Genomic DNA, 15,793 nt, shown 5'->3' with positions numbered 1-15,793 from the left:
AATGGCGGCCATGGGTTCCGACAATTTGGTAAGCCGATCGGCCCGTGGGCTCTTGTATCAGTTCGGCGAGCTCGCTCACGTCTGTGCTGTCTACCTGGGCATTGCGGCGTTGGTGACTCTGGCATTGACGGTAACGGTACCCTCGATGCGCGAACAAGCGCGCCAGATCCATGCGGCCTTGGTGTTTGTATTGCGGCCGGACGGCATCAAGGGCGATCTCTTTGCCAGGCTCGATTCCGCGCGCAATCCATTTTTCTTTGATGCGCAGGGTTTGCTTACCGATAAGGAAACATCCGGATTACCTGCTGTCATACCGGTCGTGCCGGAACCTGCGCTGTCCGCCGTACCGTTGCCGGGCCAGCCGCCAAGGGCCAGGCCTGCCGATCCAGCATCGGGCAGTCCGACCAATTTCAGCAGGGCGCTGAGCGCCTCGGTGGCTGGACAGGCGATCAGCGGAGTCACATCGGCCCAGGCACAGGCCTTGCGCAGCTATATTGCCAGGAAATACAAAATCGCCCACAGTGTCGCGGGCGCTTTGGTCAATACCGCATTCATGGTGGGACGCGAGAGCGGCCTGGACCCCCAGTTATTGCTGGCGGTCATAGCGATCGAATCACGCTACAACCCTTACGCCGAAAGCCACGTTGGTGCCCAGGGTCTCATGCAGGTAATGACGAGTGTCCATAAGGAAAAATTCGACGCGTTCAACGAGGGCACCATTGCCGCACTCAATCCCATCGCCAATATCCGGGTGGGCGCCCAGATACTGGGCGACTGCATCAAGCGGCGTGGCTCCGTGACGGCTGGGCTTGCCTGCTATGTTGGCGCCACGGGTCCCAGCGATGGTGGTTATGGCGCCAAGGTGCTGGCCGAAAGGCGCCGCATCGCACTGGCCTCCGGCATACCCGTCGGGCACTAGGTCCCTACCTGCCCAGGAAGTGTTCCATGCGCTGCACGGCTTCTTGCAGACGGTCCAGCCCGGTCGCGTACGAAAACCGCATACTGTAGGACGAGTGGGCCGGACCGAAATCGCGTCCCGGTACGGCTGCTACACCGGCCTCATGCAACAGGCGCCGCGAAAACTCATCGCTGTCATGACTGTGCTGGCGAATGTCCGCATAAATATAGAATGCGCCGTCGGGCTTGGCGGGCACATGGAGGCCCAGCCGCTCCAGTTCGGGTAGCAGGTAGTCGCGCCGCTGCTTGAAAGATAAGCGCCGGTTCTCATAGATGCGCATGACTTCGGGTTCGAAGCAGGTGATTGCCGCGTGCTGGGCCAGGGATGGTGCGCATATTGCGAGGCTGGCAGCCAGCCTTTCAATGGTCGGTACGATATGTGGCGGAGCGATCAGCCAGCCCAGGCGCCAGCCTGTCATGTGAAAATACTTGGAGAAGCTGTTGATGATGACAATATTGTCGTCAAGCGCAAGCGCGCTTTGTGGTACGGCATCGTAATACAGGCCCAGATAAATCTCATCCATGATGATGAAGCCGCCGCGTTCCCTGACTTCGGCGATCAATGCTTTCAGGTCTTCGCTTGCAATCGTGGTTCCGGTGGGGTTGCTGGGAGACGCAATAAGGACGCCGCGCGTAGCGGGACTCCAATGTTCACGGATAGCCGCCGCATCGAGCTGGAACCGTTGCTCCGCCGAGCACGGGATCAATCGCGGGATGCCGCCTGCACCTGTGATGAAATTCTGATTGGCCGGGTACGAGGGATCTGGCATCAGGATCTCATCGCCCGGATTGATCAGGGCCATTGCCGCCAGCAGCAGGGCGCCCGAGGCACCTGCGGTCACGATGACTCGCTCCGCATCGACTTCCGCGCCAAAATGCTGTTTGTAATAGTCTGCGATGGCGACGCGCAGGGGTGCTATGCCCGCCGGGGATGTGTAGCCGCTTAGCCCGGCTTGCGATGCACGATTCAGAGTTTCGATAACTTGTGGCGGCGCGGTGAAATCGGGCTCGCCTATTCCAAGGCTGATGATATCGTGGCCCTGCGCGTTCAGCGCGCTGGCCTGTTTGAACAATTCCACGGCGTAGAATGGCATCACTTGTTCGGTACGCTTGGCAAGGCGGGGCATGGGGCGGATCTCTGGCAAATAGCTGGATTGTAGCGCCCGCAACATGGCGTGATCATTTCTTGACTGTTCGAAGGAAGTAAAAGATGGAGTCTCGTTCCCGGCGCGCGTTTCTTACGGGCCGACGTGTTTCCCAGGATCCATGGGTGGCATTCTGCCGACGGCTGCGCGACGCGGTGGCTGGCACTGTTTTCGAATTCGACAAGCACGAGGGCATGGGCAGCGCACGCTTGGTACCAAAGCACGGCAGCGACGTCCACCATGCCAGGGCCCTGTGTGCGGAATATGGCGTGGTGCTGGCGCTGGACGGCCTGCAGGAAGCGGCCAGACTGGACGAACGGCCGGTGCTGTGGGTCGAGCCGGGCCGTGACATGGCCGGCTGTCAAAGGTTGGAACCGGGCAGCACAAAGTGGTTTGTGCAGCCCGGGTGTCTGTTGGGCGAGCTCGAGGCTGCAGGCATGAGCCAGTTCGCCGACTTGCCGTGCCACATTACGGTGGCGGCCTGGATCGCAGACCGTAATTTATGTGATTGGGATTCGGGTCAGACCAGCCGGTCCGGCGTCGAGCATGCCAGCGTGCTGCTGGCGGATGGAAGCAGCGTCGGTCTGGGGCCGTTCGGCGAACGCAACCAGAAACCCTTGTCGGGATTGCGGCTCCAACAATTGGTGTCCAGCCTGTTTCAGCTTGCCGGTCACGCCGACGCCCAGGCGTGTCGCCAGGCCGCTCGCTGGCCCGGGCGTTACCGGCTTGATGCCCTTTTGCCGGCGGCTGGTCATTCTGTCAATCTGGCGCATCTGCTGCTGGGTCATGGTGGAGACCTGGGGTGGGTGGAATGGGTGGTGCTGGACGAGCGATTGGCACGGCCGCAGGTGGACGCTCCATACGCACAGCGCTATGCACTGAGGACGCGTGAACAAGAGGATGTCAACCGGGGCGCCACCGACCTCGATACCCGGATCAAGGCACTTTTCGACCCCGCCGATCTTTACCCGTACCCCGGCCAGGATCTGTAGGCGATCGCTGTAACGCTATTTTATTGTGTAGGCCATGTCGCAAACGTAACCTTGGGGCTAGAATGACTGTCTGTTTCACTCTAGGCTATCGACAGCATCATGGAAGAAAATTTTCGCAAAGCGGCTCTGGAATACCATGAGCACGGGCGTCCCGGCAAAATATCGGTAACGCCAACCAAGCAGTTATCGAATCAGCGGGACCTCGCGTTGGCATACTCACCCGGCGTCGCAGCCGCTTGCGAAGAAATCGTGTCCGACCCCAGTAATGCCTTCCGCTACACGGCGCGTGGCAACCTCGTCGGCGTCATCACGAATGGCACCGCCGTGCTGGGCCTGGGCAATATCGGCGCCCTGGCGTCCAAGCCCGTCATGGAGGGCAAGGCTGTCCTCTTCAAGAAATTCGCCGGCATCGATGTGTTCGACATCGAGATCAACGAAACGGATCCACACAAGCTTGTCGATATTATCGCAGGGCTCGAGCCGACTTTCGGCGGCATCAACCTTGAAGACATCAAGGCGCCGGAGTGCTTCATCGTCGAGCGCAAGCTGCGCGAACGCATGAATATTCCTGTCTTTCACGACGACCAGCATGGGACGGCCATCTGTGTATCGGCTGCCTTCATCAATGGCCTCGAAGTGGTGGGCAAAGACATCAAGCAAATCAAGGTTGCGGTGTCCGGCGCAGGTGCTGCGGCGCTGGCCTGTCTGGACCTGCTGGTCGACCTTGGCTTGCCTATCGAAAATATCTGGGTTTCCGACATAGAAGGGGTGGTGTACAAGGGGCGCACCACACTCATGGACCCTGATAAAGAACGCTTTGCACAGGACACGCCGGCCCGCAAACTGGCCGACATCATCGAAGGGGCCGATGTGTTCCTGGGCTTGTCCGCGGGCGGCGTGCTGAAGTCCGAAATGGTCGCGAAGATGGCGGCCAAGCCGCTGATTCTGGCGCTGGCCAATCCCAATCCTGAAATCCTTCCCGAAGATGCCCATGCCGTGCGCGATGACGTGGTCATGGCGACCGGTCGATCCGATTACCCCAACCAGGTCAATAACGTCCTGTGTTTCCCCTATATTTTCCGGGGTGCGCTTGATGTCGGCGCCACGACAATCACCAGGGGAATGGAAAAGGCCGCCGTCATTGCCATCTGCAAGCTGGCGCAAGAAGAACAGAACGATGTGGTGGCCGCCGCCTATGGTACTTATGGCGTTGCCTTTGGGCCCGAGTATTTCATTCCCAAGCCCTTCGATCCCCGGTTGATCGTGCGCATCGCGGTGGCGGTGGCGGCGGCGGCCATGGAAGATGGCGTTGCCACGCGACCCATCGTCGATCTCGAAGGTTATGCCGAACAATTGCAGCAATTCGTCTACCGTTCCGGCTCCTTCATGAAGCCGCTGTTCTCGAACGCCAAGAAGCTGGTTCGCGACGGCGGCAAGTCACGGATTGTGTTCACCGAAGGCGAAGACGAGCGCGTGTTGCGGGCGGTGCAGATCATCGTCGATGAAAAAGTGGCCAAGCCCATTCTGGTGGGCCGGCCTTCCGTGCTGGCCGACCGCATCAAGAAATTCGGACTGCGCCTGCGTCTGGGCCACGATGTCGAAGTCACCAATCCAGACTACGACGAGCGCTTCCATCGCTATTGGACGACTTACTGGGAACTCATGTGCCGCCGCGGTATCAGCAAGGAAATGGCGCGCGTGGAAATGCGCCGCCGACTGACGCTCATCGGTGTCATGATGGTTCATCTGGGCGATGCGGATGGGATGGTCTGCGGGACGGTGGGCGCTTATGCCGACCATCTGCGCTTCATCGATGAAGTCATCGGCAAAGCTCCTGGCGCCAAAACCTACGCGGCAATGAATATTGTGCTGCTGGCCGAACATACCCTGGCCATGGCGGATACCCACGTCAACGATAATCCCGATGCCGAACAGATCGCCGAGATCACCATTGCCGCTGCCGCCGAGATGCGCCGCCTGAACATCGAGCCCAAGGTTGCGCTGCTCTCCCGTTCAAACTTCGGAACGGGCAGTTCCTCATCCGGGGCGAAAATGCAGGCCGCATTAGCCATGGTCCGCGAACGCGAACCCGGTCTCGAAATTGATGGCGAAATGCATGGCGACTGCGCGCTCGACGAAGCCCTGCGCAAGCGCATCATGCCGTTGACCACGCTGCAGGGCGAGGCCAATCTCCTGATATTCCCGAATGTGGATTCCGGCAATATCGCCTACAACCTGCTCAAAACGGCCGCCGGAGGCAATGTGGCGGTGGGCCCATTCCTGCTGGGCGCCAATGCACCCGTTCACATCCTGACGTCCAGTTCCACGGTGCGTCGTATTGTGAATATGGCGGCACTCACTGTGGTCGATGCAAATACCGCAAGACTCACCTGAGCCGTTGCGGACCGGCGGTACTGCGCCTGTCGGGTTGATCCTGACAGGCGGCGGGGCCCGGGCGGCCTATCAGGTCGGGGTGTTGTCGGGAATCATGGACATACTCGACCCCGGGCGTGCGCCTGATTTCGCCAATCCGTTTGCGATCATCTGCGGTTCCTCGGCGGGTGCCATCAACGCTGCCGCGATGGCCTGCTTTGCCGACGAGCCTCATACCGGCATGGAACGGCTGCGCAATTTATGGAGCGGCCTGCATACCGGCATGGTTTATCGTGCCGATGCGCCGGGCCTGCTGCGCACGGGTGCCCTGTGGTTGGTCGTCCTGGCCCTCGGGTGGCTTGTGCCCAGCCTGCGAAATCGCCAGCCCCAATCGCTGCTCGATAATCGGCCCCTCGGCGATTTGTTGTCGGCGACGCTGGATTTTGAGCGACTGAAGAACAATCTGTCGAACGACTGCCTGGATGCATTGGCGATAACCGCTACCGCCTACACAAGCGGCGAGCACCTAACGTTCTATCAGGCGAACAACACCATAAGGCCCTGGAAGCGTTCGTTGCGTCGTGCCGTGCCCAGCACCATAGGCGTGGATCATTTGCTGGCATCCAGTTCCATACCCTTCGTTTTCCCAGCACGCGCCATGCTCGTGCGTGGTCTGACGGCGTGGTGTGGCGATGGTTCCATGCGACAACTGGCGCCGATGAGCCCTGCCATACACCTGGGCGCCCGGAAAATTTTCGTGATAGGCACGGGTTACAAAGACGAAGTCCACCCCGAAACGCAAACGGTGGACACTAAATACCCTACACTGGCGCAAATTGGCGGGCACGCTTTGTCCAATATTTTTCTAGACAGTATTTCGATGGATGTCGAGCGTATGGAGCGGATCAATGACTTGCTTGCACACTTACCGCCAAATGCATTAAAAAGCCAGTCACTGCGCCGGGTCAGTACGTTTTCGATTACACCGAGCCGCTCGCTGGATCAGATGGCTCTTGCTCATTTAGGCCATATGCCGAAAGCCGCCCGCGCCCTGTTTCGAGTTATCGGTGTATCGTCTAACTCCCGGAAAGCGACTGACGGCGCATTAATCTCGTATTTGTTGTTCGAGGCCAGCTATACCAAGGCGCTCATCCAATTGGGACGAGCCGATAGCATGAGCCGTGTTGAAGAAGTAAAAGCGTTTTTCAAGGAGGCGCCAGAATGAATCCAGCGCAATCATTGCAAAAAAAATTGCAAAAAGGCGGGCTGATTGACGTTTCCGCCGTCTCCAGCGACGAAGTCATTGCTGCGGCCAATGGGGTGGGCCTGACAGCGTTTGTGGTCAACTGTGACCGCGCAAGAAGTCGTTCGGCGGTCTTGCGCGCGGTGGTTAAAGCGGTGGATTTTCCGGAATTCTTCGGTGGTAATCTCGATGCGCTTTACGACTGCCTGTGTGACACGGTTCTAGACCAGAAGACAGGCCTTTTCTTGTGGTTTCACAATCTGCACTCGGGCGACCCCGCACTTGCCGACGATTCGAAGGCAATACAAGGTGTCTGCGCCGACGTCGCGAGTTTCGCATCAAATAACGATCGGTGTTTTGCGTATTTCATCGAGCATGCCGGCAAGCACAAAGACCCCGAGCCGGGGATTGCGCCGGAACCTTATTCGGGTTCGCGGGCACCGGAATAACAGGCCCGTCAATTCCACCCGCGCAGGGCGCTGACGGCGGCGATCAGCGCCAATCCGGCGGTTTCGGTACGCAGCACGCGCGTGCCGAAACTGATAGGGATCAGGCCGTGACGTTCGACCAAGGCCTGCTCGTCACTGGACCAGCCACCTTCAGGTCCCACTAGCAGCGCCAGGCGGTCCTGTCCTGGCGCCAAGGCTTGGGCCAGCGTATGCGGACTTGCAGGATGGCAGAACAGCATATCGCCATCATCATCGCGGCCCCGCTCAAGGAAATCGCCCAATGCCATGGGATCTGTAATTTCCATCAGGCGATTGCGCCCGCATTGTTCGCTGGCCGCCTGTGCCACCCGCGTCCAATGTTGCATGCGCTTGTGCAATCGTTCACCTGTGAGTTGCAGCACGCTGCGCTGGGCGGTAACCGGGACGAGACGCCGGGCTCCGAGTTCCACTGACTTCTCGATGATCCAGTCCATTTTGTCGCCGGCCGGTATGCCTTGCACCAGCGTGATGTCGCCGCCGAGTTCGGTCTCAATCGGATCATGTTCGCCCAGGACGGCAAAGCCGTTTTTTCCTTCGATACGCAGCCTTGCCGGGTACTGGCCCCCGAGCCCGTTGAACAGCACGATGTTCGAGTCGGATTTCAAGCGCAGCACTCTTATGGCATGATGGGCCAAGTCTGGCGCAAGCTTGATGGTCGTATTGGGAGTCAGTACGACAGGGCAGAAAAATCGGGGAATGGCCATAAGACGAATACCGGACTGTGGTGAGGAGTGGAATGATACTGTCCGATTGCAAGGTAACGCCATTGTGCGCCTGAGCAGCGTTCGGGCAGTATATTTCCCGGGTGTTAAAATCGGTCGCTTCGTAAACCTTATCGATGGCGCCAGGCCTTTTGCGGGTTTGTCGTCTTTAGCGAGTTTTGAATGAGCCATACGCCAGCCCAAGTTTCCTCCATGGCAAATGCTATTCGTGCATTGTCGATGGATGCGGTACAACAAGCCAATTCAGGTCATCCTGGAGCCCCCATGGGAATGGCCGATATTGCCGAAACCTTGTGGACACGCCACTTGCGGCACAATCCCGCTGATCCGGCTTGGGTCGATCGGGACCGGTTCGTATTGTCCAACGGACATGGTTCCATGCTCCTCTATTCGTTATTGCATCTCACCGGCTACGATTTGCCGATCGACGAACTTCGGAACTTCCGGCAGTTGCACTCTCGCACACCCGGGCATCCGGAAGTCGGTATTACCGCAGGCATAGAAACCACCACCGGACCTCTGGGGCAGGGCTTGACGAACGCCGTAGGCATGGCGCTGGCCGAAGCGTTGCTGGCCCAGGAATTCAATCGTGAGCATCATTCGATTGTCGATCACTACACGTACGCGTTCGTCGGTGACGGTTGCCTCATGGAAGGCATATCGCACGAAGCGTCTTCCTTGGCCGGAACGCTCAAACTGTCCAAGCTCATCGTGTTCTACGACGACAATGGCATATCCATCGACGGGCCGGTGGAGAACTGGTTTGGCGACGATACACCCGGGCGTTTCGAAAGCTACGGCTGGAACGTCATACGGGGTGTTGATGGGCATAGTGCCAGCGCCGTCGATGCGGCGATCGTCCAGGCCAAGCAATTTGCCGCGCAAGGCAGCGGCCCCACGCTGATTTGCTGTCGCACGATCATTGGCAAGGGCGCTCCCAATGCCGCCGGCACCGAGAAAGTGCATGGCGCCCCACTGGGCGCGGAGGAAATCCAGGCCACCCGCGCGGCGTTGGACTGGCCGCACCCGCCATTCCATGTTCCGGCCGAAATCTACGCGCTGTGGGACGGGAAGAAAAGAGGGCGGCAGTTGCAGTCGGAATGGCAGACCCGGTTCGACGCTTATGCGCAGGCATTTCCCACCGAGGCCGCTGAACTCCTGCGCCGCCTGGCCAGCGAATTACCGGCCGACTTTCCCCAACGCGCGCAGCAATTCGTCGAAGCCACCAACCAAAAGGCCGAAACCGTGGCCAGCCGCAAGGCGTCACAGTCTGCCATTGCGGCGCTTGCCGAACTGCTGCCCGAATTCCTGGGCGGCTCGGCCGACCTGACCGGATCCAACTTCACCGACTGGAAGGGCGTCTCGCCGGTGCGTGCCGGGCAGGGGCACTTGCGTTTCGGACGTCATATCAACTACGGCGTGCGCGAATTCGGCATGGCGGCAATCATGAACGGCATTGCCCTGCATGGTGGGTACCTGCCATTCGGAGGCACGTTCCTCACGTTTTCGGATTATTCCCGCAATGCCTTGCGCATGGCCGCACTGATGAAGCAGCGCGTGGTGCACGTCTTTACACACGACTCCATCGGTCTGGGCGAAGACGGCCCTACCCACCAATCTGTCGAACATGCCGCCAGTCTGCGCCTGATCCCCAATCTGCACGTATGGCGGCCCTGCGACACGACGGAAACCGCTGTTGCCTGGGCTTGCGCCATCCAGCGCCCGGCCAGCGTAGGCATGACAGTCCGTGACGGCGGCCCCAGTGCCTTGTTGTTGTCGCGCCAAAACCTTCCTTTCGTGCCTCGCGACGCTGCGGCCATCGCAGGTATCAGCCGCGGCGGCTACGTATTGCGTGATGCCGAAAACCCCCAGGCCATCATCATCGCCACGGGCTCCGAAGTCGAGCTCGCATTGGGCGCACAACAGAAGCTTGCCGCCAAGGGCATTGCCGTGCGGGTGGTGTCCATGCCGTGTTCCAATGTCTTCGACACACAGGACGCAGAATGGCGCGATTCGGTGCTGCCCTCCGGCTGGCCGCGCGTGGCGGTCGAAGCCGGCGTCACATCTGGCTGGTACAAATATGTGGGCCTGAGCGGCGGGGTTGTCGGCATCGACACTTACGGCGAATCGGCTCCCGCAGGCGTGCTGTTCAAGCACTTCGGACTGACCGTCGACCGGGTGGCCGAGGCCGTCGAGCAAGTTTTATAAAACAGGAGAGTAACAATGACGATTCGTGTTGCAATTAACGGTTATGGCCGCATCGGACGCAATATCTTGCGTGCGCACTACGAAGATGGCAAGAAACACGATATAGAAATCGTGGCGATCAACGATCTGGGCGACCCGAAGACCAACGTGCACCTTACGCGCTTCGATACTGCTCACGGGAAATTTCCCGGTACGGTGGCGGTCGACGGCGATTACATGGTGGTCAATGGCGACAAGATCCGCGTACTGGCCAATCGCGATCCATCAGCTTTGCCGTGGGGCGATCTCAAGGTCGACGTCGTGCTCGAATGCACCGGTTTCTTCACCAGCAAGGAAAAGGCCAGCGCCCACATCAGGGGCGGCGCCAAAAAAGTGATTATTTCCGCGCCGGGCGGCAAAGACGTCGATGCCACCATCGTGTATGGCGTTAATCACAATGTCCTGAAAGCCAGTGATACCGTTATCTCAAACGCTTCATGCACGACCAACTGCCTGGCACCGCTAGTCAAGCCGCTGCACGACAAGCTTGGGCTGGTCAATGGCCTGATGACGACCATCCACTCGTACACGAACGACCAGGTTCTTACTGACGTTTATCACGAAGACCTGCGCCGCGCACGTTCGGCCACGCAAAGCATGATCCCGACCAAGACCGGCGCGGCATCCGCCGTTGGCCTGGTTCTGCCAGAACTCAATGGCAAGCTCGACGGCTACGCCATACGCGTACCAACCATCAACGTATCGATCGTCGACCTGTCTTTTGTTTCGGCGCGCCCGACGACGGTCGACGAAGTCAACGCCATCCTGAAGGCGGCTGCCGATGAAGGTCCGCTGAAGGGTATTCTCGAATACAACGACGAACCGCTCGTCTCGGTCGACTACAACCATAATCCGGCCTCCAGCACGGTGGACGCGGGCCTGACCAAGGTGTCCGGTTCCCTGGTCAAGGTGTCTTCCTGGTACGACAACGAATGGGGTTTCTCCAATCGCATGCTCGATACCACGGTCGCGCTGATGTCGGCCAAGTAATTCATTCTTTGTCAGAACAAGGGCGGGGCGACCCGCCCTTGACACGTCCGCCTATTGGCCGGAGATAACAACATGACCATTACCACACTGACTGCTTTGGCGAAAGCCAACGCGCTTGCCGGCAAGCGCGTGTTTATACGCTCTGACTTGAACGTCCCGATCGCCGATGGCGAAATTACTGAAGACACCCGTATCCGGGCCTCAGTGCCCGCCATACGGCTGGCGCTCGATTCGGGTGCTGCGGTCATGGTCACGTCTCACCTGGGGCGGCCTACCGAAGGCACGGTCACCGATGCCGATACGCTGGCGCCGGTGGCAATTCGGCTTTCCGCAATGCTGGGCGCGCCGGTCACGCTTGTCTCTGACTGGGTCGATGGCGTTACGGTCAGCCCGGGGCAGGTCGTCATGCTGGAGAACTGCCGCTGCAATGTGGGCGAAAAGAAAAATGACGAACAACTCTCCCGCAAGATGGCGGCCCTGTGCGATGTGTATGTAAACGATGCTTTCGGCACCGCCCATCGTGCCGAGGCCACGACGCACGGGATTGCAAAGTATGCCCCCATCGCTTGTGCTGGCCCTTTGCTGGAAGCCGAGCTGCTGGCCCTGGGCCGTGCATTGAAAGACCCCAAGCGGCCGCTCGTGGCCATCGTGGGCGGTTCAAAAGTGTCGACCAAGCTCTCCATATTGCTGGCTTTGGCCAACAAGGTCGATCAACTGGTCGTGGGCGGCGGTATTGCCAATACCTTCATGCTTGCGGCGGGCTACGCCATCGGCAAGTCGCTGGCCGAGCCGGACCAGGTGGACCAGGCCCGTGCGGTGATCGAGACAATGAAAGAGCGGGGTGCTGCCGTGCCTATCCCTGTGGATGTGGTGTGCGCCAAGACGTTTGGGGCCGACGCACAGGCAACGGTCAAGGCGGCGCACGACGTCGCCGACGATGACCTGATCCTGGATATCGGTCCGCAGACGGCGGAGCAATTGGCAGGCATCCTGGCCCAAGCCGGCACCATCGTCTGGAACGGCCCTGTAGGCGTGTTTGAGTTCGACGCATTTGCGAATGGCACCAAGGTAATTGCGCAGGCCATTGCCGATACGGAAGGGTTTTCCATTGCCGGAGGTGGCGATACGCTGGCTGCGATTGCCAAATATCACATAGGCGAAGAAATCGGCTATATCTCGACGGGTGGTGGGGCTTTCCTGGAATTCCTGGAAGGCAAGACGCTGCCGGCGGTTGCCATCCTGGAAGAACGTGCCCAGAACTGATTCCGCAGTAGCCACCAGGAGATGTTCATGACGGCATCCTCGCGGCTGGTCCGCACCCACCCCGACGAGTTGTTGGTAGGACTGGTCTCGATTTCCGACCGGGCTTCCAGCGGCACCTACGAAGACCAGGGTATCCCTGCGCTTCAGGGTTGGCTTGAGCATACCTTGACGCGGCCCCCGCAGTTTGTCGCACGCCTAATTCCCGACGACCGCCAGCAAATATCGGCCACGCTCATCGAACTGGTAGATGTGCTGGGCTGCGATCTGGTGCTGACCACGGGCGGCACGGGTCCGGCCCGTCGAGACGTAACACCGGAAGCGACGCTCGCCGTGGCAACGCGCGAAATGCCCGGCTTTGGCGAACAGATGCGTCAGGTCAGCCTGAAATTTGTGCCGACGGCGATACTTTCCCGCCAGGTTGCCGTCATTCGCGAGACGTCCGACCATGCCGCGCTGATCATAAACCTTCCCGGGCAGCCCAAGGCCATCCGGGAAACGCTGGAAGGCTTGAAGGACGCGGAAGGCAAAGTGGTGGTTTCCGGCGTTTTCGCGGCAGTTCCCTACTGTATCGACCTTATCGGTGGACCTTATGTCGAAACGCACCGGGATCGCGTTGCCGCCTTTCGTCCTAAGTCGGCAATACGGTAATGCTCATCAGCAATTAATCTCATTCCCTCGTAAAATCGAGTCTATTCCTATTCAATCTGCTATCAGGAGGTCTTGCCATGGCTCTAGTTTCCATGCGTCAGTTGCTCGATCATGCTGCCGAAAACGGCTACGGTATCCCAGCTTTCAATGTCAACAACCTGGAGCAAGTTCAGGCCATCATGGAAGCGGCGTCCGAGACCAACAGCCCGGTCATCATGCAAGCGTCGGCAGGTGCGCGCAAGTACGCCGGCGAAGGCTTTCTCAAGTATCTCATCCAGGCGGCGGTCGAAAGCTACCCCAATATCCCGGTCGTCATGCATCAGGATCACGGTCAGTCGCCCGCTGTTTGTCAGGGCGCCATCGACCTGGGATTCTCCAGCGTGATGATGGACGGCTCGCTCAAGGAAGACGGCAAGACCATCGCCGAGTATGAGCACAATCTCGATGTCACGCGTCGCGTGGTCGAAATGGCGCACAAGGTTGGGGTTACCGTCGAAGGCGAGCTCGGTTGCCTCGGTTCGCTGGAAACCATGCAGGGTGACAAGGAAGACGGTCACGGCGCCGACGGCAAGCTCACCATGGAGCAACTGCTTACCGATCCGGAGCAGGCCGCCGATTTCGTACGCCAGACGCAACTCGACGCGCTTGCCATCGCCATCGGAACGAGTCATGGCGCCTACAAGTTCACCCGCAAGCCCACAGGCGACATCCTGTCGATCTCGCGCATCAAGGAAATCCATCATCGCCTGCCGAACACCCACCTGGTGATGCACGGCAGCTCCAGCGTGCCGCAGGATCTCCTGGCCGAAATCCGCGAATTCGGCGGCGACATGAAGGAAACCTACGGCGTCCCGGTCGAAGAAATCCAGGAAGCCATCAAGTTCGGTGTCCGCAAGATCAATATCGACACCGATATTCGCCTGGCCATGACGGGCGCCATCCGTCGTTTCCTGGGTGAAAATCCATCCAAGTTCGATCCGCGTGAATACCTCAAGCCCGCACGGCAGGCCGCCAAGGACGTGTGCAAGCAGCGCTACGAACAGTTCGGCACAGCGGGCAATGCAAGCAAGATCAAGCCTATACCGTTGACTGAGATGGCCAAGCGCTACGCGGCCGGAGAACTCGCCCAAGTCGTCAAGTAAATGCTCCTGGCTTTGTTTTGATTTCCGTCCTGTCCGGACTGATCCGGCAGGACGTTCTATTTCAAGGATACTTCGTGGTACAGGCTCTACATCAATCAACTATCAAGTCGCTCCCTCTGCTGGCGCGCGGTAAAGTGCGCGATATGTATGCGGTGGGGAACGACAAGCTACTCATCGTGGCATCCGATCGCATATCGGCCTTCGATGTCATCCTTGATGATCCGATACCGGGCAAAGGCCAAGTGCTTACCGAACTCACCGAGTTCTGGCTGAAGAAGCTGGCTCACGTTCTACCCAATCATTCCACAGGTATCGCGCCTGAAGATGTTGTGGCGGCAGACGAGCGAGACCAGGTCGCCGGCCGCGCCATGGTGGTCAAGCGTTTGCAGCCCATCATGGTAGAGGCGGTAGCCCGCGGCTACCTTATCGGTTCGGGATGGAACGACTATCGGGCCACCGGCAAAGTATGCGGCATAAGCCTGCCCGCCGGCCTGCGGCAGGCAGCCAAGCTGCCCGAGCCCATTTTTACACCGGCGGCCAAGGCCGAGTTTGGTTCTCATGACGAAAACGTGGATTTCGATTACGTGGTGAATCTGCTGGGCAAAGACCTGGCCGAGGAAATCCGTGCGGTCACGCTGCGCTTGTATTCCGAGGCTGCCGCTTTTGCCCTGAGCAAGGGAATTATCATTGCGGACACCAAGTTCGAATTCGGCCTCGATGACGACGGTCGCCTGCACCTGATGGACGAGGTGCTGACACCCGACTCTTCGCGTTTCTGGCCCGCTTCGGGTTACGCCGAGGGAATCAGTCCGCCGTCGTTCGATAAGCAGTTCGTGCGCGATTGGCTGGAAACGCAGGTTTGGGACAAGACGCCTCCGGCACCACGTCTGCCCGCCGAGGTCCTTGAGAAGACGGCTGACAAATACCGCGAAGCCCTCACGCGTCTCACGGCTTGAAGGGCGTGTCATGACGGGCACGGTAGAATATCTTCTTGCTCCGCCCAATTTGCGACCTTTCTTATAGGTGAGCCGCTATGACTCTATTTACTGAAACCAGTACTGCCGGCACCCCTCTTGTCGGCATCATCATGGGTTCCGCCAGCGACTGGGATGTCATGAAGAATGCTGTTGCGGTGCTTGAAGAATTCGGCATTCCCCACGAAATGAAAGTCGTTTCAGCACACCGTATGCCCCATGACATGGCGGAATATGGGACGCAGGCCGTCGATCGCGGGCTGCGCGCCATTATTGCCGGTGCAGGGGGCGCGGCTCATTTGCCGGGCATGATGGCTGCCCTGACACCCGTTCCCGTATTCGGCGTGCCGATACCTTCCAAATACTTGCGTGGCGAAGACTCGTTGTTGTCCATTGTCCAGATGCCCAAAGGCGTGCCGGTCGCCACGTTTGCCATAGGCGAAGCTGGCGCCGCCAATGCCGCCCTGCATGTCGTTGCGTGCATGGCGACGACCAATTCCGAATTGCTGCAGAAGCTCATTGCCTATCGCAATCGCCAAACCGAGGCGGCACGCGACATGGTGGTTCCCCCTCATGTAGTGATGTAGCGCTTGTTTTTTCCCGACGTAC

14 protein-coding genes are annotated in these 15,793 nt (G+C 59.2%); 12 read left to right on the top strand and 2 right to left on the bottom strand.

Annotated elements, in window-relative coordinates; all coding sequences use genetic code 11:
- Position 1 precedes the first annotated feature (1 nt).
- A complete protein-coding gene (locus tag CR155_RS15260; protein WP_102070891.1) occupies positions 2-919 on the top strand; it encodes a transglycosylase SLT domain-containing protein in 918 nt (305 codons plus the stop codon).
- Between the two features lie 4 nt (positions 920-923).
- Here CR155_RS15260 and CR155_RS15255 read toward each other — a convergent pair whose 3' ends face one another.
- Complete coding sequence (locus tag CR155_RS15255) at positions 924-2,084, bottom strand: pyridoxal phosphate-dependent aminotransferase (protein ID WP_102070929.1); 1,161 nt, start codon at positions 2,082-2,084, stop codon at positions 924-926.
- An 83-nt stretch (positions 2,085-2,167) separates the two neighbouring features.
- Between CR155_RS15255 and CR155_RS15250 the strand changes: the two genes are divergently transcribed.
- The 4 genes from CR155_RS15250 to CR155_RS15235 all read left to right on the top strand — a co-directional run bounded on the left by CR155_RS15250 (position 2,168) and on the right by CR155_RS15235 (position 7,159).
- Positions 2,168-3,094 (top strand): hypothetical protein, encoded by a 927-nt coding sequence (locus tag CR155_RS15250; RefSeq protein WP_102070890.1) that lies wholly within the window; start codon positions 2,168-2,170, stop codon positions 3,092-3,094.
- A gap of 99 nt (positions 3,095-3,193) precedes the next feature.
- The gene (locus CR155_RS15245; protein ID WP_102070889.1) at positions 3,194-5,488 is read left to right on the top strand and encodes an NADP-dependent malic enzyme; all 2,295 of its coding nucleotides are present in this window, start codon (positions 3,194-3,196) and stop codon (positions 5,486-5,488) included.
- The gene (locus tag CR155_RS15240) at positions 5,463-6,692 is read left to right on the top strand and encodes a patatin-like phospholipase family protein (protein WP_102070888.1); all 1,230 of its coding nucleotides are present in this window, start codon (positions 5,463-5,465) and stop codon (positions 6,690-6,692) included. Before CR155_RS15245 ends, CR155_RS15240 begins: the two co-directional genes overlap by 26 nt.
- Positions 6,689-7,159 carry a barstar family protein gene (locus tag CR155_RS15235; protein WP_102070887.1) on the top strand — a complete coding sequence of 157 codons (471 nt, stop codon included), beginning with the start codon at positions 6,689-6,691 and terminating at the stop codon, positions 7,157-7,159. Before CR155_RS15240 ends, CR155_RS15235 begins: the two co-directional genes overlap by 4 nt.
- Positions 7,160-7,167: 8 nt before the next feature.
- On the opposite strand, the gene CR155_RS15230 is transcribed toward CR155_RS15235, so the two are convergent.
- A complete protein-coding gene (locus CR155_RS15230; RefSeq protein ID WP_102070886.1) occupies positions 7,168-7,902 on the bottom strand; it encodes a 16S rRNA (uracil(1498)-N(3))-methyltransferase in 735 nt (244 codons plus the stop codon).
- 180 nt (positions 7,903-8,082) lie between these two features.
- Here CR155_RS15230 and tkt point away from each other — a divergent pair, with 180 nt between their 5' ends.
- The 7 genes from tkt (at position 8,083) to purE (ending at position 15,771) form a co-directional block, all read left to right on the top strand.
- Complete coding sequence (tkt, locus tag CR155_RS15225; protein WP_102070885.1) at positions 8,083-10,128, top strand: transketolase; 2,046 nt, start codon at positions 8,083-8,085, stop codon at positions 10,126-10,128.
- 15 nt (positions 10,129-10,143) lie between these two features.
- Entirely contained in the window at positions 10,144-11,157 is a 1,014-nt protein-coding gene (gene gap, locus CR155_RS15220; RefSeq protein ID WP_102070884.1) for a type I glyceraldehyde-3-phosphate dehydrogenase, read from the top strand.
- Positions 11,158-11,229: 72 nt separating this feature from the next.
- Positions 11,230-12,420 carry a phosphoglycerate kinase gene (locus tag CR155_RS15215; RefSeq protein ID WP_102070883.1) on the top strand — a complete coding sequence of 397 codons (1,191 nt, stop codon included), beginning with the start codon at positions 11,230-11,232 and terminating at the stop codon, positions 12,418-12,420.
- Positions 12,421-12,447: 27 nt separating this feature from the next.
- Complete coding sequence (mog, locus tag CR155_RS15210) at positions 12,448-13,068, top strand: molybdopterin adenylyltransferase (protein WP_102070882.1); 621 nt, start codon at positions 12,448-12,450, stop codon at positions 13,066-13,068.
- Positions 13,069-13,145: 77 nt separating this feature from the next.
- Positions 13,146-14,210, top strand: a complete 1,065-nt coding sequence (gene fba / locus CR155_RS15205) for a class II fructose-bisphosphate aldolase (protein ID WP_102070881.1) — start codon at positions 13,146-13,148, stop codon at positions 14,208-14,210.
- A 74-nt stretch (positions 14,211-14,284) separates the two neighbouring features.
- Positions 14,285-15,166, top strand: a complete 882-nt coding sequence (locus CR155_RS15200; protein ID WP_102070928.1) for a phosphoribosylaminoimidazolesuccinocarboxamide synthase — start codon at positions 14,285-14,287, stop codon at positions 15,164-15,166.
- A gap of 77 nt (positions 15,167-15,243) precedes the next feature.
- Positions 15,244-15,771 (top strand): 5-(carboxyamino)imidazole ribonucleotide mutase, encoded by a 528-nt coding sequence (purE, locus tag CR155_RS15195; protein ID WP_102070880.1) that lies wholly within the window; start codon positions 15,244-15,246, stop codon positions 15,769-15,771.
- Positions 15,772-15,793: the final 22 nt, after the last annotated feature.

Source organism: Pollutimonas nitritireducens, from assembly GCF_002849615.1.
GTDB lineage: Bacteria > Pseudomonadota > Gammaproteobacteria > Burkholderiales > Burkholderiaceae_B > Pollutimonas > Pollutimonas nitritireducens.
The sequence above is the reverse complement of the archived record's forward strand: the minus strand, read 5'-3'. Positions and strand labels throughout refer to the sequence as shown.

Excerpts from the sequence above, each read along its gene's own strand:
- CR155_RS15260 (WP_102070891.1), top strand. The coding sequence starts at position 2 with ATGGCGGCCATGGGTTCCGACAATTTGGTAAGCCGATCGGCCCGTGGG.
- CR155_RS15255 (WP_102070929.1), bottom strand. The coding sequence starts at position 2,084 with ATGCCCCGCCTTGCCAAGCGTACCGAACAAGTGATGCCATTCTACGCC.
- CR155_RS15250 (WP_102070890.1), top strand. The coding sequence starts at position 2,168 with ATGGAGTCTCGTTCCCGGCGCGCGTTTCTTACGGGCCGACGTGTTTCC.
- CR155_RS15245 (WP_102070889.1), top strand. The coding sequence starts at position 3,194 with ATGGAAGAAAATTTTCGCAAAGCGGCTCTGGAATACCATGAGCACGGG.
- CR155_RS15240 (WP_102070888.1), top strand. The coding sequence starts at position 5,463 with ATGCAAATACCGCAAGACTCACCTGAGCCGTTGCGGACCGGCGGTACT.
- CR155_RS15235 (WP_102070887.1), top strand. The coding sequence starts at position 6,689 with ATGAATCCAGCGCAATCATTGCAAAAAAAATTGCAAAAAGGCGGGCTG.
- CR155_RS15230 (WP_102070886.1), bottom strand. The coding sequence starts at position 7,902 with ATGGCCATTCCCCGATTTTTCTGCCCTGTCGTACTGACTCCCAATACG.
- tkt (WP_102070885.1), top strand. The coding sequence starts at position 8,083 with ATGAGCCATACGCCAGCCCAAGTTTCCTCCATGGCAAATGCTATTCGT.
- gap (WP_102070884.1), top strand. The coding sequence starts at position 10,144 with ATGACGATTCGTGTTGCAATTAACGGTTATGGCCGCATCGGACGCAAT.
- CR155_RS15215 (WP_102070883.1), top strand. The coding sequence starts at position 11,230 with ATGACCATTACCACACTGACTGCTTTGGCGAAAGCCAACGCGCTTGCC.
- mog (WP_102070882.1), top strand. The coding sequence starts at position 12,448 with ATGACGGCATCCTCGCGGCTGGTCCGCACCCACCCCGACGAGTTGTTG.
- fba (WP_102070881.1), top strand. The coding sequence starts at position 13,146 with ATGGCTCTAGTTTCCATGCGTCAGTTGCTCGATCATGCTGCCGAAAAC.
- purE (WP_102070880.1), top strand. The coding sequence starts at position 15,244 with ATGACTCTATTTACTGAAACCAGTACTGCCGGCACCCCTCTTGTCGGC.